At 34.8% G+C, this 21,749-nt stretch carries 16 protein-coding genes, 1 pseudogene and 1 CRISPR repeat array (1 of these 18 running past the window's edge); of the genes and pseudogenes, 6 read left to right on the top strand and 11 right to left on the bottom strand.

Features of this window, described 5'->3' with window-relative positions; all coding sequences use genetic code 11:
• Positions 1-1,112: direct repeats of the CRISPR family, unit length 47 nt; unit sequence GCTGAAAAGAACCTATCAAAGATACAAAAATGTAAGCAAATCACAAC; it reaches 399 nt to the left of the window's first position.
• Positions 1,113-1,290: 178 nt separating this feature from the next.
• Genes HPY79_06445 through HPY79_06435 form a run of 3 tightly spaced genes read right to left on the bottom strand, consistent with a single transcriptional unit; the run spans position 1,291 to position 4,943 of the window.
• Positions 1,291-1,914 (bottom strand): class II aldolase/adducin family protein, encoded by a 624-nt coding sequence (locus HPY79_06445; GenBank protein ID NSW45433.1) that lies wholly within the window; start codon positions 1,912-1,914, stop codon positions 1,291-1,293.
• On the bottom strand, positions 1,911-2,951 hold the full coding sequence (mtnA, locus tag HPY79_06440; GenBank protein NSW45432.1) for an S-methyl-5-thioribose-1-phosphate isomerase: 1,041 nt from the start codon (positions 2,949-2,951) through the stop codon (positions 1,911-1,913). Before mtnA ends, HPY79_06445 begins: the two co-directional genes overlap by 4 nt.
• Positions 2,952-4,943, bottom strand: a complete 1,992-nt coding sequence (locus HPY79_06435) for a hypothetical protein (protein NSW45431.1) — start codon at positions 4,941-4,943, stop codon at positions 2,952-2,954.
• A 51-nt stretch (positions 4,944-4,994) separates the two neighbouring features.
• Between HPY79_06435 and HPY79_06430 the strand changes: the two genes are divergently transcribed.
• The 3 genes from HPY79_06430 to HPY79_06420 all read left to right on the top strand — a co-directional run bounded on the left by HPY79_06430 (position 4,995) and on the right by HPY79_06420 (position 9,812).
• Positions 4,995-5,678: an OmpA family protein gene (locus HPY79_06430; GenBank protein NSW45430.1), complete on the top strand. Its 684-nt coding sequence runs from the start codon at positions 4,995-4,997 to the stop codon at positions 5,676-5,678.
• A 108-nt stretch (positions 5,679-5,786) separates the two neighbouring features.
• Entirely contained in the window at positions 5,787-8,177 is a 2,391-nt protein-coding gene (locus HPY79_06425) for a PD40 domain-containing protein (protein ID NSW45429.1), read from the top strand.
• Between the two features lie 42 nt (positions 8,178-8,219).
• Positions 8,220-9,812: a PD40 domain-containing protein gene (locus HPY79_06420; protein NSW45428.1), complete on the top strand. Its 1,593-nt coding sequence runs from the start codon at positions 8,220-8,222 to the stop codon at positions 9,810-9,812.
• A gap of 15 nt (positions 9,813-9,827) precedes the next feature.
• Here the strand turns inward: HPY79_06420 and HPY79_06415 are convergent, their stop codons facing one another.
• The 8 genes from HPY79_06415 to HPY79_06380 form a co-directional block, all read right to left on the bottom strand.
• Positions 9,828-10,685, bottom strand: coding sequence for an aminotransferase class IV (locus HPY79_06415; GenBank protein ID NSW45427.1), 858 nt, complete (start codon positions 10,683-10,685; stop codon positions 9,828-9,830).
• On the bottom strand, positions 10,685-11,173 hold the full coding sequence (locus tag HPY79_06410; GenBank protein ID NSW45426.1) for an HAD family hydrolase: 489 nt from the start codon (positions 11,171-11,173) through the stop codon (positions 10,685-10,687). The genes HPY79_06415 and HPY79_06410 overlap by 1 nt, the downstream gene beginning before the upstream one ends.
• The gene (locus HPY79_06405) at positions 11,170-11,715 is read right to left on the bottom strand and encodes a rhomboid family intramembrane serine protease (protein ID NSW45425.1); all 546 of its coding nucleotides are present in this window, start codon (positions 11,713-11,715) and stop codon (positions 11,170-11,172) included. The genes HPY79_06410 and HPY79_06405 overlap by 4 nt, the downstream gene beginning before the upstream one ends.
• A 65-nt stretch (positions 11,716-11,780) precedes the next feature.
• Positions 11,781-13,526, bottom strand: a complete 1,746-nt coding sequence (locus tag HPY79_06400; protein ID NSW45424.1) for an agmatine deiminase family protein — start codon at positions 13,524-13,526, stop codon at positions 11,781-11,783.
• Between the two features lie 21 nt (positions 13,527-13,547).
• Complete coding sequence (locus HPY79_06395) at positions 13,548-13,988, bottom strand: hypothetical protein (protein NSW45423.1); 441 nt, start codon at positions 13,986-13,988, stop codon at positions 13,548-13,550.
• Positions 13,985-15,442 (bottom strand): NADP-dependent malic enzyme, encoded by a 1,458-nt coding sequence (locus HPY79_06390; protein NSW45422.1) that lies wholly within the window; start codon positions 15,440-15,442, stop codon positions 13,985-13,987. Before HPY79_06390 ends, HPY79_06395 begins: the two co-directional genes overlap by 4 nt.
• A 387-nt stretch (positions 15,443-15,829) precedes the next feature.
• Positions 15,830-16,672 carry a DUF4249 domain-containing protein gene (locus HPY79_06385; GenBank protein ID NSW45421.1) on the bottom strand — a complete coding sequence of 281 codons (843 nt, stop codon included), beginning with the start codon at positions 16,670-16,672 and terminating at the stop codon, positions 15,830-15,832.
• A 142-nt stretch (positions 16,673-16,814) separates the two neighbouring features.
• Positions 16,815-19,187: a TonB-dependent receptor gene (locus HPY79_06380; GenBank protein NSW45420.1), complete on the bottom strand. Its 2,373-nt coding sequence runs from the start codon at positions 19,185-19,187 to the stop codon at positions 16,815-16,817.
• A gap of 188 nt (positions 19,188-19,375) precedes the next feature.
• Between HPY79_06380 and HPY79_06375 the strand changes: the two genes are divergently transcribed.
• The 3 genes and pseudogenes from HPY79_06375 to HPY79_06365 all read left to right on the top strand — a co-directional run.
• On the top strand, positions 19,376-20,227 hold the full coding sequence (locus tag HPY79_06375; protein NSW45419.1) for a sulfite exporter TauE/SafE family protein: 852 nt from the start codon (positions 19,376-19,378) through the stop codon (positions 20,225-20,227).
• Between the two features lie 45 nt (positions 20,228-20,272).
• A pseudogene (locus tag HPY79_06370) lies at positions 20,273-21,487 on the top strand (sigma-54-dependent Fis family transcriptional regulator).
• Between the two features lie 3 nt (positions 21,488-21,490).
• Positions 21,491-21,749 (top strand): hypothetical protein (locus HPY79_06365; GenBank protein NSW45418.1); only part of this gene is annotated, 259 nt, incomplete at its 3' end.

Here is a 21,749-nt window from a genome sequence, read left to right as displayed (position 1 = left end):
ATCAAAGATACAAAAATGTAAGCAAATCACAACTAATAAATTTTTAAAATAAAAATATAAATAGCTGAAAAGAACCTATCAAAGATACAAAAATGTAAGCAAATCACAACTATCGTTCTTGCTTTTGTTAATGTTAATGTGCTGAAAAGAACCTATCAAAGATACAAAAATGTAAGCAAATCACAACCATTGCAATCGATGAAAAGGGCGACGTAATGCTGAAAAGAACCTATCAAAGATACAAAAATGTAAGCAAATCACAACATAATAAGTTTTATTAAATCATTATTTTCAGCTGAAAAGAACCTATCAAAGATACAAAAATGTAAGCAAATCACAACGATACCGAAATCGAACTTGTGCCAATCTCAGCTGAAAAGAACCTATCAAAGATACAAAAATGTAAGCAAATCACAACTCATCACTTGGGGGATCTTCCAGTATGTTAGCTGAAAAGAACCTATCAAAGATACAAAAATGTAAGCAAATCACAACTCATCACTTGGGGGATCTTCCAGTATGTTAGCTGAAAAGAACCTATCAAAGATACAAAAATGTAAGCAAATCACAACATGGTTAAGTAGTTATGTTCACGCACCAAAGCTGAAAAGAACCTATCAAAGATACAAAAATGTAAGCAAATCACAACATTTGTTCGTTAGGCAACACAACACGTTTAAGCTGAAAAGAACCTATCAAAGATACAAAAATGTAAGCAAATCACAACATACAGCAGCAGATGCCAACCGCAACGCAGGCTGAAAAGAACCTATCAAAGATACAAAAATGTAAGCAAATCACAACCATCTTATAGGTATCGAAAGGGTTCTTGTCGCTGAAAAGAACCTATCAAAGATACAAAAATGTAAGCAAATCACAACTATCTTCAAACATTTCCACGCAAACAAAACGCTGAAAAGAACCTATCAAAGATACAAAAATGTAAGCAAATCACAACGAATTTCTTATGCTTTCAACGTAGTCAATTGCTGAAAAGAACCTATCAAAGATACAAAAATGTAAGCAAATCACAACAGCTATCTATATCTATTGCTTCTCCTTCTAGCTGAAAAGAACCTATCAAAGATACAAAAATGTAAGCAAATCACAACTATGGGAGACGTACGTGCACAAATGACCGTGCTGAAAAGAACCGATCAAAGATACAAAAATGATCTTAGCGAAGCAATCGCACGAGCGGAGTGAGTAAAGCAAATCACCATAACCATGGGTTGTACTTGAATTTAAATAGCTTTATTAGTACGTAAAATTTAAAATATAAACGTGCATTTATAAATACAATTCGTCAATTCTTTTTTTAGCTTCTGCTGATATCGATTGTAAACCAATATTTTTATTGGCTAAGTAACTATAGTGTGCTATGTTTTCGAGTACTTCGAGACGTTCAAGAGCTTCGACCAATGTTTTGCCCGTGGTTAATATACCATGATTTTTAAGTATAAGCGTATCGGCATTTTTAACTTTACAGGCGACTTCGTTTGCCAACTCGCTTGTTCCCATAGTCTGGTAATTGCAAAAAGCCAATCGCTTAATGGCATAATATGCTTCGTCGCTTATATCATTCACTAATTGCAAGTTGGATAGGGCAAGCAGCGAGGCCCAAAATGAATGTGCATGCACAATGGCTTTAATATCTGGTCGTGTATGGTAAACCGATAAATGCATACTAGTTTCCATACTCGATTTATGAATGGCTTTAAGTACATGACGGTGTAAATCCATTATGATGATATCATTGGCACTGAGTCTATCTTTATCAACTTGCGAGGGTGTGATATAAACAAAATTTTCTACGCGTAAACTTATATTACCTCCTAAGCTTGTGGTAAGCTTTTGCCGGTATAATCGTTGCATAAAATAAGCAACTTCGCTGCAATAAGCTTGATGATTCATAACCATGATTTTATGTTTTCAAATATGCCTTTTTCGGTTATATAGGCATTGACCAACGATGCGGGTGTGATATCGAAAGCATGGTTGACCGAAGAGAACGAATTGGGGAATAAAGCAATTTCAATACGTTGCTGTTGATACATACCGCTAATAAATTGTAGTTCGTTACCGTGTCGTTGTTCAATGGGAATTTGCAATCCATTGTCGATTGATAAATCGAATGTGGTATGGGGTGCAGCAACCCAAAATGGCACATGGTGTTCGCGAGCTGCCAGAGCTTTTTGGTAGGTACCAATTTTATTGGCAAAATCGCCATTTTTTACAATTCTGTCGGCTCCCACCATTACGGCATCTACTTTATTAAGCATCATAAGGAGTGCTCCGGAGTTATCGCTGATAATATCGAATGGAATTTGTTCGTTGGCGAGTTCCCAAGCTGTGAGTCGTGCTCCTTGGTTAAGCGGGCGAGTTTCGTCAACCCATACGTGTACGGGCAAGCCATTGCTATGTGCTTCAAATATTGGAGCGAGGGCGGTACCATAATCGCCACATGCTAACCAGCCAGCATTGCAGTGGGTGAGTATATTTAAGGTTTTTTGTTTTTCTTTATATAATTGTTGAAGTAGCTTATATCCATGCTGTCCAATAAGTTTACAAGCTTCTATTTCGCTATCGGCAAATTGTTGAGCGGCTTGCCACAATTGTTTTGCTTGTTGTGTTTGGTTTAAAAATGTATGATATACGGCGTCGGCCCCTCGTTTTATATTTACTGCGGTTGGTCGGCATTGAATTAATTTCTGATAGGCTGTTTTGTCGATGGTGCCATTATTAATAAACTCGAGCCACATAGCCCATGCAGCTGTTATACCAATAGCTGGTGCACCTCGTACTTTGAGTGTTTTAATGGCTTCGATAACTTCGTCTAAAGTTGTTAGCCGTAGCAATTCAAACTCAAACGGTAATTTTTGTTGATTGATAATAATTACCGCATTTTTTTCGGCCCAAACGGAACGATAGTGTTTGTTATTAACTTTCATTTATTCTATGGTTATTTCGTATATTTTCCCAATATTCCTGTTTTTTAGGAAAGGGATATAATCTTGTTCGTAAACCGGAACAGGCCACCATTCGGCTAAATGAAATTCCTGATTGATAATCATGACCATTTGGTTGTTGGGTATGCTTGTTTGTTTTTCGCTCATATAAGCCACTTCGTACATTTTATCTTTTGACGGACCTATCCGCCAAATGATTTCGTCGGGTCGCCATTCAATCTGAAAATAATAGAATTCTTTCCCAAACAATTCATTATCTAAGGCAGGAGTTCTAATGGTTAGTGCTTGGTATTTTTCGTTCCAACGCATGGCTTCATATTCTTTATCGCCATGGTTTAGGTATTGAATAGGATAATCGAACTTGGGCGGGTCTTGGCTGGCTAAATCCCAGTTAGTAGCTGCTACAATAATGGTATCGTTGTATTTGCCATTGTAAAGTTTCGATTTTTCTTTTAAAGTGCTGTTTTTATAGTATTGATAAGGCCAATATGGGCTAGCCTTAATAATTTCAAAATCAATTTCAGAATAAGCTGTGGTATGGATTCTTTCGCCATCGGGGTTCCCTTTAGGTGTATAACCCGTATGGCTGTATCTTCGGTTGTTCCATTCGCTTAAGTCTTGTGTAATAAGCCAAATAGCATTGGTAACCCCATTCCAAACATGATGTTTGTTGAGCAAATGAGGTAATTTAACTTTTGCAGTAATTTTTCCATAGGTAAAACCAACCCTAGTCATAACTCCAACATTTAATTTGGCGGCATTCTCGAGATTTTTGTTTTCGGGGTTGAAGATTTCGATATATTCTTTACGGTCATATACTTCTTTGCATGGGCATTCAACATTTCGAATCCATGAGTGCACGCGATGAAGGGTGTCGTGGAGATATTTGTTTTTATTGGTGATATAAGTTTCGGGAGTATATTCATCTTTTTCCCAATCGGCTAAAACAGGAATGGTATTAATTTTAAAATTTTTGTTTTCATGGCTAAAAAACTGTTCAAATAAAGCTTTATTAAAAAATTCAATCGATGATCCACAAAGGGTGTCGTCTTTAAAATTTAAGTTTTTGTATGGAAGTTTGGTTTTATCGACAAATATACCATTGCCAGGTTTAATGCATGCAGAAAGACTAAAAATGCAAGAATCTAAGTAAACCGAAATATCATTTCTATTTGTATTGTCGTGTAAAAAATAGCGATAAGGATTGACATATTCGCCTTTTTCGTTTTTTTTATGAATAAATTGAATATATTCGGGAATGTTTTTTAAAGCTTCCTCAGTACAAACAACTATTAATGCACTGTCACTGTATTTCCCCATACGTGGGTTTCGTTTCCATGGGTGATTTACATTTCCTTTGTTTCTATTATCTTTTAAAACCCAAAGTGCGTCCATGGTAGCTTGTTCTTCGAATGTATAATGATTTTGCTTTGCCTTTTTTAATACATCGGCTTTCCAATCGGGCGAGTTTTGGATGGCTTGTATTACCGATTGAATTTTGTTTTCATCAATAAAAAAATCGTCGAATGGAGCACCGAAGTATTTCTTTTCAAAACGAGGATTTCCAACTATTTTAAACGAATCAATAACCGTTGTCTCTTTTATTTCTTTGAAACCAATAGTAGTATCGTTCCATGAACCATAGAAATTTTCGCTACTCCATTCGTGTGTTTCGTCCCATTTATACGACTCGTTTTGATAATAAATTTTGTAATAATATTTTTTTCTATTATTTACAGTGAAACTAAATTTAATAGTGTTTTCGATTGTTTTAGTTTCATTGTTTTTTAAATTATAAGGGAATACTATGCCTTGAGTAATTACGTCTTCGGTGTTTATTGTAAAAACTCTATTTTTAGCCGGTAAATTATAACCAATTTTTATGTTTTTGATAAAAATATCAGAAATGTTGGGTTGACATTTTACCATTAATAAAGTAAAAAGAATCATGATAAAAAACAAGAGCCATCTCATAAAGGAACATTTTTTGACAAAAATACGTATAAGAAACAACTTTTTAATGATATGAAAACCATTTTTTTTGCATTATTTATACTTTCATTTATACATGTTCGCCCTCAAAATTTAAGTCCAACCGAAGATAAAGCTTTATTAAATTTAAAAGTTACCAATTTTAGTCAAAAGCCATTAGCCGGAGAAATGGTTATTTTTATAAGTAAGAAAGATAAAAAACAATATCAAACACAAACAGCCAAAGATGGAACGGCAAGGATTTTATTACCCGAAGGGCATACCTACGATATTCAATATCGCGATTTTATGGAGCAACAAGAATATTCTTCGATAGAAATTCCCAATCAGCCCGGTGCATATACTTACGATTTAGCAATAAAATTTGAGCCGGCAAAAACTTACACATTAAAAAATGTTCATTTCGAAACAGGGAGTGCTACTTTAACCAACGACTCGTATGCCGCTTTGAATAATTTGTACGAAGCCCTCAAGGCTAAGCCCAATTTAGTTATTGAAATAGCTGGTCATACCGATAATATAGGAACATTCGAACATAATTTAAAACTTTCGCAAGAACGGGCTAATAGCGTAAAAAAATACTTAGTAAGCAAAGGCATTAGCGATGTACGTATAGTAGCTAAGGGTTATGCCGATACTCAACCTATTGCTTCGAATAATACCGAAGAGGGGAGGGCTAAAAACCGTCGTACTGAAGTGCGAATTATTAAAGAATAAACAAAAAATGCCTGTTTTTCAAAATAAATTTGCATTTATACAAATAAGTTATTTATTTTGTGTTGGTTATTTATCAATATATATTTTTTATAGACTAACATTGTTTTTATGATGATAAGATTTATAATATTTATCATTTTTTTTGTGCTTGTAAATAATTTAACAGCACAGCGGCATAGCGAAGCATTTGAGCAAAAGTTTTTAAGAGGTGAGCAATTAATTGAAAAGGGCGATTTTCCTTCGGCTTTAGTAGTTTACAAAGAGCTACTTGCCGAAGAACCCGATAACGCTAACTTAAATTTTAAAACCGGCTTTTGTTATTTAAGTACTGTGCTCGAGAAGTCAAAAGCAATAGAATACCTCGAAAAAGCAGTTCAAGATATAAATCCCAATGCCGATATTGACGATCCCGACGAATTGGCAGCTCCTCCCGAAGCATTATTTTTTCTTGCAAAAGCATATCATCATGATTATCAGTTTAATAGAGCCTTGAAGATAATAGATTCGTTAAAAATAATTTTGCCAAATTATAAAAAAGACTTTACCGAAAATGTTGATGAACTTGAACAATATTGTAAAAATGGACAAGTTTTAATGAAATACCCCATTAAAATGCAAATTACAAATTTAGGAGGTGTCATAAACACGGAATTCGATGAACATAGTCCAGTTTTTACCGCCGACGAACAAGTGCTTATTTTTACTTCCAAACGCAAATCGGAAATACACCCAGCTTTAACCGAAGATGGGCAATACTACGAAGATATATACATCAGCAAAAAGTTATCTGATGGTCAATGGGAAATTCCTGTTCCAATTAGCTCCAATATAAATAGTGCTACACACGAGGCTTCTATTGGTCTTTCGCCCGATGGACAAGAATTATATATATACAAAGATGAGTCAACCATGCTCAATCCTCGCGATGGAAACATTTATGTAAGTAATTTAGTCGGCGATGTGTGGACAACTCCATTAAAATTAAATGTGAATACCAAATACAACGAAAATCATGCAAGTATATCTGCCGATGGTCAAGAATTATTTTTTACCAGCGACAGACCGGGTGGTTATGGTGGATTGGATATTTATATAGCCAAACGATTGCCCAATGGTGAGTGGTCGATACCCCAAAATGCTGGTCCAAAAGTTAATACAGCAAAAGACGAAATAAGTCCTTATATCCATCCTGATGGAGTTACATTATTCTTTAGTAGCAAAGGACATAATTCGATGGGTGGCTTCGATATCTTTTTTGCTATTCGCGACGATAGTTTAGAATGGAATACGCCTACCAATTTGGGTTATCCCATTAATACCCCTAACGACGATGCTTTTTATGTACCAACCCCCGATGGTGCCAGAGCTTATTATGCTTCGCAACAAACAGGAGGAATAGGGCGTAACGATATTTATTTAATTACTTTGCCACAAAGCGAAGAAAAGCTCTTAACTGTTATGAGTGGTTATATTACTATGGGTAATGGCAAATTACCAGAAAATGTTAGTATAACCGTTACCGACGAGCAAACCAAAAAATTGATTGGCACTTATACACCTAATTCAAAAACGGGAAAATATTTATTTATATTAAAATCGGGAAGACGTTATTTAATATCGGTCGAAAGTGATGTGTTTTTGCCTTATACAGAAGTAATAGACGTTAGTGATAGTACTTCTTATCAAAAAATTGAACGTCCTATAATGCTTGAACCCATTAACATTAACAATGTACAGCGAAAATTTGAATATCATTTCAAATCGAATCAAACCGAACTATCATCCGAAGAAGGGATGTCGTTTATAAAAATAGCTAAAATACTAAATTATTTGCCCGAATTTAGTGCTCGAATTGTATTACCTAAAGAAAACCAACAACCCGAATTAAACGAAATTCGAGCCGATATTCTCACCGAAAATTTAACAGATAAAGGCATTCCGCTAACACGAATTCATGTCGAAAATACTCCATCGTCGAACCCTAATGTTATAAATTTATTTATATTTGCTAACGATAGCGCCCCCTCTTTAAATAAATTAACCGCCCAGACCAATATTCAAATGAAGAATGAGCCTATTAAAGAACCGGAAATAAAAGATAAATCGACAAAACTTGTTATTTTCCCTATTTATTTTACTTTCGACAAATTTATATGCCAAGCCAACGAAGAAAATCTTCATAAGCTAGCCATTTGGTTAAAAAATAATAAAAAAGCAAAGCTTCAAATAATAGGGCATACTGACAATATGGGAAGCGACGATTATAACATGAAACTTAGTAAACGTCGTGCCGAATTTGTTAAAAAACAACTTATTGAGCTTGGAATAGAAGCTAAACGACTTACTACCATTCCTATGGGTAAGAAAAATCCTGTTGCATCGAATGAAACTGCCGAAGGACGCCAACTTAACCGACGAGTAGAGTTTAAAATATCGAATATAAAAAATGCAGATATCGAATTTTTAAACAAACCTGAAATATTTTCATCGCCTAAATAAAATTATGTAATAACAATGAAAATAAATATAAACATACTCTATATGAAAACACAAATCATTTTATTTATATCGCTTCTTTTTTGTTTTAATATAGTATGGGGTCAAAAACCATCGTTAAAACAATATATTATCGATGCTTCAAAGCATATTCAACTTAAAGAATATCAGCAAGCTATTGATAAATTAACATGGTGTTTTTCAAAAGATAGCACCAATGGAAATATCAATTATTTATTAGGTAAAGCTTACTTTTTAAGTGATGTAAGCTTAAAAAAAGCCATACCATATTTAGAGAAAGCCAAACCTATTAGCAAAACATATCAAGATGCAGACCCCAAAGAACGTAATGCTCCCACCGAAGCCCTTTTTATGTTAGCAAAAGCCTATTATAAAAATTATAAATTTAATCAAGCTTTATCTATTATAGAAGAATATATACAATCGAATCCAACAAATAAAGACGAGGCCATTGATTTAAAAAAATACATTCAAAATTCGATAGAATTGGTTAATCATCCGGTTAAAATAAATATTATTAATTTGGGCTGTAATGTTAACTCCAATTACGATGATCATAGCCCAGTTTTTAGTATCGACGAAAAAACAATGATTTTTACATCTAAGCGTAAAGGGAGTACGGGCAACTTCAAAACTACCGACGGCCAATATTTTGAAGATATTTATATTAGCCACAAAATTGACGACCAATGGCAAACGCCATTAAAAATCAGCGAACATATAAATACTATGGAGCACGAAGCTTCGGTTGCTTTAAGTGCCGATGGTAATGAACTTATTATATATAAAGACGATGTAGGCGATGGTAATTTATACATTAGTACTTTTAATGGCACCGAATGGACCAAGCCTGTTTTATTATCATCGAATATAAATTCAACTTATGACGAAAGCCATGCGTCAATTTCTGCAGATGGGAATACACTTTATTTTAGTAGTAATCGTCCAGGTGGTTTTGGCGGTTATGATATTTATATTAGCCACAAACTGCCCAATGGCGAATGGAGTTTAGCTACCAATGCAGGTGCTACTATTAATACCGATAAAGATGAAAATGGACCATTTATACATCCCGATGGAACAACCCTCTATTTTTCGAGCAAAGGACACAACTCAATGGGAGGCTATGATCTTTTTTACAGTGTATTGAAAGAAGATGGTACATTTACAAAACCCGATAATATGGGATATCCTATAAATTCTATCGATAACGATGCTTTTTATGTTATATCGGCCGATGGAAAACGCGGATATTATTCAACTGTTCAAGAAGGAGCTTGTGGAGGAAGAGATATTTACTTAGTTGATTTACTTTCAGTGCCCGAACGTTCTGTTGTTGTTGTTACGGGTTTTATCAAAAATACCCATGGCGAAGTTATGAAAGACATTATACTTTCGGTGTATGATGCAAGTAATAACTTAATAGGCGATTTTAAACCAAATAAAACAACAGGAAAATATACCCTTGTGCTTCCAAAGGCAAAACAACATTATACGATTAGCTCTAAAGAGAACTCAGTAGTTTTTGAAAAGAATCAATTAGAGGTGCCCGATAATTCGTCGTTTTATTTATTGCAAAGACCTCTTGAGATGGATGAGATTGGCATTGTGAAGTAATTTTATTCCCTATTTTCAACTCTGTAAACGAAAGTCGTTCAGTTTTTGTGTTATTTTTTTAGCGAGGCTGTTAAAGTACCTTCTGTTTTGAAAACCCACTACCCATTGGATTCCTTGTACTGCGTTGGAAAGAAAAACTTCATCGGCATCTAATAAAAATTGTTTTGTTAGCGATACTTCTTTATATTCGATATCCAAACTTGGAAATAATTCTTGTATTAAAAAACGTCGCATGACTCCATTAACGCAACCATCGGTTAAAGGAGGAGTATAAACAATGTTTCCTATACAGACAAAAATATTAGACGAAGTGGCTTCTATAAGGCATTGTTGTTTATTTAGTAAAATGGCATCGTCGAGGTTGTTTATCTGAGCCCACCAAGCGGCTTGTGTATAAATCAACGCTTGATTGGTTTTTATGTTAAAAAAAGGATGCGATGGTTTATAAAAATCGCTATAAATACCTATTTGCTTACCCTTGGTGTTGAGTGTAAATTCTTTGTCGTCCGATGCAAAGGTTTCTAAATACCAATCGGCTTGATTTTTTGTGGGTAAGTAAAGCCCTTCTCCTGACCTGTAGAAGGTTAACCGAATACGTGCACTGCCAAAATGTTTGTTCGACTTTAGTAGCCGTTCAATAGCATCGGATAAGGTTTTTATGGAGGGTATTTCGGAATCGAAGCGATATATACACCATGCTTTTTTAATTCGTTCGTAATGGAAAGCCAAAAGAGGGACATCTAATCCAAATGCACGCATGCTTTCGAAAAAACCATCGCTAAAGCGTACAGCTCTCGATTCAAGACCAAATACAACCTCATTTCGGCGAGTCAATTTATCATTAACAATTACAAACGTGCCGAGTGTATTCATTATTTTAGAATTACATTTAAAATCTGTCTTAAGTCACTATTGGGTTCAATCAAAATGCCTTTAATGCCAACTTTTTCAGATGCTTCTATATCGCGTGCTTGGTCGCCAATCATCCACGATTGGGTTGTGTCAATATTAAAACGAGCAATTGCCTTCTCAAACAACAATGACGATGGTTTTCGACAGAGACAATTTCCAAAATCGGGATGATGAGTGCAATAATAATATTCTAATATATGAATATTATTCTTTTGTAAGTATTGGCTTAGTTGTTTATGTAGTTGCTCTACATCGAGTATGGTATATAAACCTTTGGCAATACCGCTTTGATTGCTTACAACAATAAATTCAAAACCTTTTTGTTGGAGCAAAGTTAATGTTTCTATCACTCCTGTATTAAATGAGAAATCTTCCCATTTATAGGTATAGTAAAGTCCATTGTTGTTGATTACTCCATCGCGGTCGAAAAAAACTACTTTTCGTTTCATGAGCTTACAATTATTTCAATAAACACTTTTAAAATCTCAAACTTCAACACGATAGGAAACACAAAACCAAAAATGGCACCCCAAAAGTGGACATCGTGAGCTACATGGTCGATATTACGTTTTGCCATGTACATACAATATAAAAGGTAAACAGGACCAAAAACATAAGCAGGAATGCCAATGGGAATAAACATAATGTAAATTTTATTGATAGGATCGAGTAAAATAGAACTAAACAATATGGCCGAAACGGCTCCAGATGCTCCAACGGCAATATAAGATGGGTTATTTTTGTGTTTAAAATACGATGGAATAGTGGCTATAATGCCAGCGATAAAAAATTCTATTAAATAAATCGATTTTCCCCACTTGCCAAAATAATAAGCAAAGCCCGATTCAACCAGCATACCAAAAAAGTAGAGTGTCAGCATATTAAAAATTAAATGTTCCCATGATACGTGCAAAAAAATGTGCGACAAAAATCGATAATGCTGATTGAATCGTGCAATGTCGTATGGTATAAAGGCACCCTTGGCAAACATGGTACGATTTTGAAACGCCAAAAAGCTTGTTATGCCAACAATGAAAATAATAAAAAGAGTGAACATTAATAAATGGCTAATTTAACAACCTTTTTGCCTTTATTGGTTTCTATATTAATAAAATATAAGCCTTTTGCTAAATGGATGTTGTTGGTTAATTCTTGTGCCCCTTGCAATAATTTCCCTTTGTACAATACTTCGACGGGTTGTCCAACATTATTAAATAGAGTAATATTAGCAGTGGTTTCAGTGCTTGAAAAGATATTTATGGTTAATTGTTCTGCCATATAATGAGCTCTACATATAAAATTATCGGCAGTTAATTCTTGAACGGCAGTTGGATTATAAACTCGAAATTTCCAATATCCAGCAGGTGCTGGCATAGGGCGTACTTGTTCTTTACCAGAGTTCGCTCTTGCCCAAATGTAATAATAAACATAGGTGCCCGATGGTTGAACGGGGATTTCGCCTGTCCAAGTGTGATTAGTGTTATTGGTTAATTGCATAGGAACCCATACATACGGTTGTGTTGTATCGGTTCTGTAATAAATACGAGCTTCTTGAATACCTGTTTTATGATGAATATAAGCATTTACTTGATAATTGGTCCATATGTTATCGGTATTGGGCAATGCCTGATGCGAAATAAGTAATGGATTAACTGCACCAATTTCGTGAGTAGTGCAATGAATAGCACCGCTTTGCGAAATAATAGAACTAGCATTGATGCCTACAACTCTGTAACCTGGCATCGCTTGACGATAAATTCGAAGAGCAATTGTATCGTATTGAGCATAGTAAGTAGGAACAAGAATGGTTTTGTTGATTATAAGTGAGTTTGTGTAAGTTCTATAGTAAGCACCATCACTGGGCCAAGTGCCACTGGTACTGGGAGGCATGGGAATACGAACTACTTTGTAAGGTGTACCAAAAACCGAATTGAAGTTATTTAAAATATAATTCAAATTGGCTTCAATTTGAGGACCATCGGAAATACCATTGGGATATTGACCTACTAACAAGGTTTCTTCGTCTAACAATTTAAAGTGCATATCAATATGATGAATACCATCGTAAGGTAGTACATCCATTTTAATATAGCGGTCGATGCCTAAATAATCGCGAACGATATTGTTTATGTCGGCTTCTGTTTTGGGAGTTTGATTATAACTGCTTGTTGTTGCGTTTTCGTCTAATATGAGCTTACTACTAAAAGCAGTTCCAAAACCATCGCTTACCCAGTTTCCACCGGTAGCCACTAAATCGGTAGGGGGTTGAGTACATTGGTATAATGGCAATTGCATAAGGGTTGCAAACTGTTGCGGCGAAGCATCGTCTTGTGGGCGTGGGCGATTATATACCCAATCGACCAAATACAATGAATCAACTTCGTTGGTATAAATATTATTTGGACCGAAATCGCGAATCCAAACACTATTGAGCGATGAAATGAGATATCGAATATTAGTAGTAGGAATGTTGTTGTTGATTAAATAGTTTTTTACTGTTGTAGAATCGGAACAATAAACATACACTTTGGCTTCTTCGCGTGCATACTTAATAATTTGACTTAAAAAGCTCTCATATCCCGATTTCCATGAGATTAACACACCTTGCATTTCTTCCCATTCTGCAGCATTGCGAATAGGAGAAACCGGCGGATGAGTTATTCCTTTGGGAGTGGGAGGGTTGTAATTTGGTAACTCAGATGCCTCTTTGTTGCTTAAATAATGAGGCAATCCCATTTCTTGGCTAAACAATAAACTATTTACCAAAATAAACGCGGAAATAAAACTAATAATCTTCTTCATAAATATATTTTTAATCAATTTCTAAATAATATAGCCTACTTTATTATCATCATCAAGTCTAAGATTCATTTCCATGTAATAATAATCGAGTGTTGCTATGTTTTCGTGTAAAAAATCATTGCCAATTAACCCCAGAATGGTGTAATTGCTTTTAAACTTTTCGGTTACATGGTTAATGTCCATAATAAGTGCTTTTTTTAATGTATAGTTATGTTGGGTTAATTTTATAGGAATACGTTTAGCAAGTTCAACGTTTTCTAAAGTATTAGTCGATATTCCCATGACTTCAACCTCTTGAATATCTATGTTTTTTTCGGTTTTACAATACGAGCGATTTATCATACTAACCTGTGCACCGGTATCGATGATAAAAAAGCCTTTAGTATCGAATAGTTTACCTTTAACTCCTATTAACCATGAATTTTCGATGGTTTTAACTTTAAACAGTTTGAAATTTTTCATTTTTTAAATGAATTAAAAGTGAATTCTAATGCTTCGTCAATTAAATGTTGTGGTGGCATTTCGATAAAACCTTGTTCGCTTAAATGATGTATGGTTTTACGTGCATGAGCAATATCGTTTTTGGCTATCGTGTAAGCTTCGTCCCAAGTCATTTGAATGCGAGCAACTCCATCTTTAATGGCTTGAATAGCAACGTCGGCAGCCTCTACAGGAAAAACATCTGCTTCGTCCATAGTAGGAACTATTTTGTCGGGGTGCATGCCATTCTTTTCGGCATAATTAGCCAATGAGTGAGCCGCTGCAATTGCCATATTATCGGTAATCTTACGTGCACGAACCAATAAAGCACCTTTTAAAATACCGGGAAAACCAAGTGAATTATTGACTTGATTGGGGAAGTCGCCTCTACCGGTAGCAACAATATAGGCTCCTGCTTCTTTTGCAGCATAGGGATAAATTTCGGGAATAGGGTTAGCACATGTAAAAACAATTGATTTTGAATTCATAGAACGAATCCAATCTTGCTTTACTGTATCGGGTCCTGGCGTAGAGAGTGAAATTAGCACATCTGCCCCTTTCATGGCATCTTCAATTTTATCGATTTGCTGGGGATTGGTTTGTAGGCAAAGTTCCCATTTGCGATAATAACGGGTATCGGCTTCAATATCTTTGCGACTACGATGCAAACCACCTTTGGAGTCGAATATTATCATTTTGTTGGGGTCGGCACCGTCGGCTATCAACAAACGAGCTATTGTTGTATTTGATGCTCCTGCACCAAACAAAACAAATTTAGTGTCGTTTATATTGCGATTAGTAAGTTTTAGTGCATTAATAACACCCGCTAGAGTAACGCTGGCAGTTCCCTGAGCATCATCGTGCCAAACGGGTATTTCGCATTCTTCGCGTAATTCATCTAATACCTTAAAACAATTGGGTTGCGATATATCTTCTAAATTAACAGCTCCTACGCTTGGTTCAAGCATTTTAACAAAATCTATGATTTTTTGTGCATCGGGGTTGCCATTGGCGTCTTTGCTATTGATACATAAGGCTATACCATCCACTCCGCCTAAATATTTCATTAAAAAAGCTTTGCCTTCCATAACGCCTAAGCCGCCTGAGGGTGTACAATCGCCATCGCCTAATACGCGGGTTGAATCGCTAACTACGGCAACTAAATTGCCACGGTTAGTTAAATCGAATGAAGCATCGTTATTGTCACGAATGCTGGTTGACACTACTGAAACGCCCGGTGTGTACCAAACATTAAACCAATTAAAACCCGGAACTGGGGCTTTTGGCATCGTTACTATTTTACCTTTATAATATTTATGCGATAATTCTGCTAATTTTTTTAAAAATATGGTTTTTGCTTTGGCTTTTTGAGCTTCGTTTAATTTTTCAGACAAAACGGCATCAAGATTGTCTAAATTCATATTTATTTTTCCCATAATTATTCTGTTTTTATAATAGCAAAGGTATGTTTTAATTTGAAAATTTAAAAATAGTTTTATGTAAATTTTAATTCAATTGTTAAGCTTAAGATTCTATTTTAAAGCTCATATTTGTTTGTAAACTAATATCGAAAACATACGATTTATAAATGAATTGAATATGAGAAGTTGTTATTTTTTCAAGTTTTATATCGATGATTTATTTATGAAAAAAAAAAGAGTTCAGTACTCGTTTTTTTGTCCACTATTTGTTTGATAATTTTAATATTTAATGAGTTCTTTATAAAATTTAGTTAGCTCACATATCGAAAAGTTTTAAAGGCGTCAATAATCAAATAAATTTATTCAATCAATGACTTATAATGATAAATAGAAAGTACCAATTTAAAAATTAATGTTTATGACGCTAATGGCTGCTGTTCCAAAAATTCCATATCCGTTTTTTATATTATTATAAACCATAACAGGTTCTGAAAAAGGTGAAATTCCTGTATTCTGTTGTTTATATGCCGAATATGCATATTTGTAATAATGTTCATCTACATGCATCAAATAAATACAAAGTGTATTTGACATGTATTCATCAAAATTGTTGTAAAAAATAAGCGAAATATTTTTTTGCTTGCCGTTAAATGTTAGGTCTTCTATAAAAAGGTGATTATTTAATTCTTCAATAGAAGGGTCGTTACCATTATACCCTGTTGCGTTAATATAATTGCCCATAAGAGTATAAATAATGTAATAATCTTTTGTAGCCGAAGGATCGTTAAAGCTTAATTTTATTTCGGTACCTTGTCGTGTACTTGAGTTTCCATAATAAGGGAAGGTGTCAGCTGAATTAAATTGGATTTTGGTAGGGGTGGTTATTTCTGATTCGACGGTTCCTACATTTGTTTCAACCTGTATTTTTATTTTTTCATTACTTTGAATAATGTGATTGTAACTTATATATTGATTTAAAGTGTTTGAAAAGTATAATGTATCAAAAACTTGATGATTGTATATAGCTATAAATTTTGCATTTGTAATATTATTGCTTTCCGCCGGATCTAAAATATGAGTACTTTGAAATACAGTTGCTGAAGGTACTGAATCGACTATAAACAATGCATTTACAACCGGTTTACGGCCTTTATCGATAATATCCATATCGAGGTATTTTTTGCATGCCATAAAAAATGGCAAAATGGTCAATAATGTTATAATTTTCATAAGTGTTGTTTTCATCTGCAATTATTTTTATTTCTAAAATTAAGGTTCATGTCATTATGAAGAGATATAATACGCCATTCGAATGAAGAGCAAGGCTTATTGGTGAGTGATAATGTCTTTTTCGGTTGGTTAGCATTGGTTCTCATGGCTTTTTATATTAAAATGTTAAATTATACGAAAATGATGGAATAATTGGGAACAAGCTTATTTGTGTTAATCGTTTATTGCCTTGTTCGTCGTAACTAAAGTATAGATAATAGGGATTTTTGCGATTATAAACGTTGTAAATGCCAATACTCCACGTGCGTTCGGCTCTTTTTAGTTTTTTGTGCATATTAAAGCTAAGGTCGAGGCGATGATAAGGCGGCATTCTGAATCCGTTTCTGCCATCATAATATTCGACCATATTTGGTTCATAATAATATCCATTTTGTGGCATAGATGGAAATTCAAGCATTGGATATTGCTCAATGGGCAATGATACGGCATTTCCCGTGCCATAAACCCAAACAACCCCGATGTCGATTTTTTCGTTAATGAAATGAGTTATGGCTATACTAATGTCGTGTCTGCGGTCGTATCGGTAGGGGAATGATTTGCCAAAATTAAGTTTTTCGAATTTACGCCACGACCATGCAAGGGTGTAGCCAATCCATCCTGTTGTTTTTCCTTTGTTTTTTTTAAAAAAAAACTCTGCTCCGTATGCCCAACCATTGCCCATTTCGATTTTATCTTCCCACGATTCGCCTTCGGAGAAAAAGGTTGCACCCTCTTTGTATTCTATAAGATTCTTCATTGTTTTGTAATAGCCTTCGATGCTAGCTTCAAATCCCTTGGCTGGGACATTAAATATTCCTAATGCCCATTGCTGAGAGGCTTGAGGTTTAATGCGGTTGGTAGAGGGTAGCCATAAGTCGGTTGGCAAACCAATGCCGCTATTGCTTAGCAGGTTGATGTATTGATTCATTTGCGAATACGCAGCTTTGAGCGACCATTTTTCGTGCATCAAATAGCGGAGCGATAGACGCGGTTGGGTGTTAGAATAAAATTTATTGCGCACCAAAAACATGCTTTGATGAATTCCAATATTAGCCTTTAAAAGGGCGTTAATGGTGATATCATCTTCTATAAATAAGGCAATTTCGTGTGCAAAAATATTGGAATTGCCAAAGCTGGTATCAATTTTTGTAGTGGGGTCGTTGTTTTCTTCCCCTTTAAATACATTTACACCGGGCGAAAAGGTGTGATAGATTTCCGATGCTCCAAAAATAATATTGTGGTTGGGCGATGGATGGTAATCGAAGTCTATCTTACCAGCAAAATCATATATTCCCGAAAAATATTTATATGCAAACGACGATTTTGAAATGCTTCCATTGTTGTTTTGTTGAGTATTACTTTCCATGCCTACCTGAAAACGATAGCGACTAAAAGTTGCAGTAACATTGCTAAAAAGCTTAGGTGTGAACAAATGGTTCCAACGAAGAGCGGTTATTATATTGCCCCAACTCAACGAAGCTTTTTCTTTGTTTTCATAATTAATTCCATTATCGTTGTATTGGTCTTTTATTTTTGAATAAGCTTTATCATTTCCTAAATATATACTTAAAAATAAACGGTTGGTGTCGCTAAAAATATAGTTGAGCTTAGTATTAACATCGTAGAAGTAATATCCTCCGGAAGTTCCATCACCGGCAGAACGGATAATGGGTTGTGCCAAAATGTCGATGTAGGTTCTGCGTGCCGATACTACAAACGAAGATTTTTTCTTGATCAACGGTCCTTCCATCATAAATTTAGAAGATATTAAGCCAATGGAGAATGTGCCATGATATTCGTTTAGGTTACCTTCTTTCATTCGAATATCGAGCACTGACGATAAACGACCTCCGTAGCGGGCAGGGAATCCACCCTTGATTAAGGTAACATTTTGAATAGCATCGGAATTAAATACAGAGAAAAAGCCAAAAAGATGATCGCAATTATAAACCGGCACTCCATCGAGCAGGATTAAATTTTGGTCAGGTCCTCCTCCGCGTACGTATAACCCTGATGTTCCTTCGCCTCCCGATTGTACACCGGGCAATAGCTGAATGGTTTTTAGTATATCGGCTTCGCTGAAAAATACAGGCAACGATTTTATGGTTTGAATAGGGATTTGTGTCATGCTCATTTGGCTCGATTCTACATGTTTTGCTCGTTCGGCAACTATTTCAACCTCTTTTAATTCAATTGTTGGATTGAGCATTATGTTTTTTACAATATTACTCTTAAGTTCAAATACATCAGTTTTTAGCGAATAGCCTACATACGAAACAATAAGTGCTACCTTGCCTTCGGGAAGCGTTAGGCTATAAAAACCATAATTATTGGTAATTGCTCCTTTTTTACTAATGGTATCATAAACGGAAGCTGCTATAAGTTTTTCGCCGGTTTTTACATCGCTAATGTAACCACTAATAGTGTAGCGTTGTGATACAGCAAGCATGGTAGTAAAAAGAAATAATGTTAAAATACCAATAGTTTTCATTTATAGATACATAAAAGTTCTCAATGGTAAAGGTAAAAGTTTTATTACAAATGAAAAAATGATTCATTACTAAATGCCTTAATAATTTTATTAAAAGTCTATATAATATATAGAGAAATGGTGTATATTTGCAAAAAAAAATGACCGAAAAAAATATTACATTAAAATCATTATGGCAATGGTATGCTATGTTGACCGGTATTTTGTTCGCTTTGTTAGCGATCTCTGTTTTTTTATTGATATATGTGTTTGGTGTGATAAGCTATGTGGATTTTAAAATGTTTTTAGCACAAAATTTTTCTACTCATATCTACCTCTATATTTTGGTTGGCTTTTTTGCACAGCTTATTGATGGGACATTAGGAATGGCTTATGGTGTAAGCTCTACAAGTTTTCTAATCTCAACTGGAGTCTCGCCAATAATATCAAGTGCAAGCGTTCATACAGCCGAAATTTTTACTTCGGGTATTTCTGGTTTATCGCATTGGAAGTTTAAAAATGTTGATAAACAGTTGTTTCTGCAATTAGCTTTACCGGGTGTAATAGGAGCTATTTTGGGTGCGTATTTTTTGTCATCTTTCGATGGCAATTTGTTAAAGCCATACATTACTATTTACTTGTTTTTAATGGGAGTTAGAATAATATACAAAGCTTATAAAAAGATTAACATCGACTCAAAAAAGTTTAAAAAATATTCGATTTTAGGTTTAATTGGTGGTTTTGTTGATGCATCGGGTGGTGGGGGATGGGGACCTGTAGTTACCACCACCTTAGTAGGAACAGGTAAAGATCCAAAAATTACCATAGGTACGGTGAATGCAGCTGAGTTTTTAGTTACCATTGCATCATCAAGCATTTTTACGATGATAATTGGTATTAAGCATTGGACTATTATTTTAGGTTTGCTTTTAGGCGGAATTTTGGCTGCTCCTTTAGCTGCCTTTCTTTGTCATAAAATAAATAGTCGTTGGGCAATGTATTTAGTGGGGGTGATTATTATTGGATTAAGCATTCGGACTTTGCTAAAAATTTTACTTTAAAAACATGCTTTTTTGTCAATAATTTGTAATTTTGTCAGTTTTAAAATAGATTGAATGGAATTACAAACCATAAAAAACCGTTTTGGTATTATAGGTAATGCGCCTGCTTTAAATAGGGCAATTGAAGTTGCTGTACAAGTCGCCTCAACGGAGTTGAGTGTATTAATAACCGGTGAAAGTGGAACCGGTAAAGAAGTATTTCCACAAATTATACATCAATTTAGTCCTCGTAAACACAATGTATATATTGCGGTAAACTGTGGTGCAATACCTGAAGGAACCATCGATTCTGAACTGTTTGGTCACGAAAAAGGTTCGTTTACAGGTGCTACCGATAAACGTAAAGGTTATTTTGAAGTCGCCGATAAAGGAACGATTTTTTTAGATGAGGTTGCCGAAATGCCTTTAGCAACTCAAGCTCGTTTGTTGCGAGTACTCGAAACAGGTGAATTTTTTAAAGTAGGAAGCAGTACACCTCAGAAAACAAACGTGAGAGTTGTTGCTGCCACCAATGTCGATTTACATCGAGCTATTCAAACAGGTCGTTTTCGTGAAGATTTGTTCTATCGTTTGAGCACTATTCCAATAACAATTCCACCATTACGCGAACGTGGAGACGATATTTTGCTCTTAGCTCGTAAGTTTGCTGCTGATTTTGCTGAAAAATATCGCATGCCGGCTTTGCGTTTTTTACCCGATGCGCAACAAGTTTTGCTCAACTATTCGTGGCCCGGTAATGTACGTCAAATGAAAAATATTGTCGAACAAATATCTATTATTGAACAAGAACGAGAAATAGACGCGTCCACCTTAAAAAAATATTTACCCGATGCTTTTAATTCGAAATTGCCCGCACTTGTTAGCAATGATTTTGTTGACCAAAAAACTTTTAATACCGAACGCGAAATTTTATTCCAAATCTTGTTCGATATGCGAAAAGATATGGCTGAGTTAAAAAAGCAAGTTCACGAGTTAATGCACGAAAGTGCATTAGGGCACACAGCCAATGCTCATATTGCGCCTATTTATAAAGAGAATGTAAATGTTATAACCAATTCTGATTTAACAAAAATACCTATTGACGAAAATATTCAAGATACTGAAATTCTCGAAGACGAAACATTATCGCTACAAGAAAAAGAAAAAGAAATGATTAAAAAGGCACTCCAAAAGCATAACGGAAAACGAAAATTAGCCGCTCAAGAATTGGGCATTAGCGAACGAACACTTTACAGAAAAATTAAAGAATACGAATTGTAGTTTATGAATACTAAAACATATTTGATTTTTATTATTGCTTGTTTGGTGGGATTCTCTTCTTGTAAGATAAATTATACTTTTTCAGGTGCATCATATTCTGCTGATACACAAACATTTAGTGTTGATTTTTTTCAGAATCAAGCAACCCTTGTCAATCCTTCGTTAAGTAATGTATTTACTGAAGCTCTAAAAGACAAAATAAATGCTCAAACTAAGTTAAAATTAGTTCAACAAAACGGTGATATTCAATACGAAGGTGCTA

It is taken from the genome of Bacteroidales bacterium, from assembly GCA_013314715.1.
In the GTDB taxonomy this organism is placed as follows: domain Bacteria; phylum Bacteroidota; class Bacteroidia; order Bacteroidales; family GWA2-32-17; genus Ch61.
The sequence above is the reverse complement of the archived record's forward strand: the minus strand, read 5'-3'. Positions and strand labels throughout refer to the sequence as shown.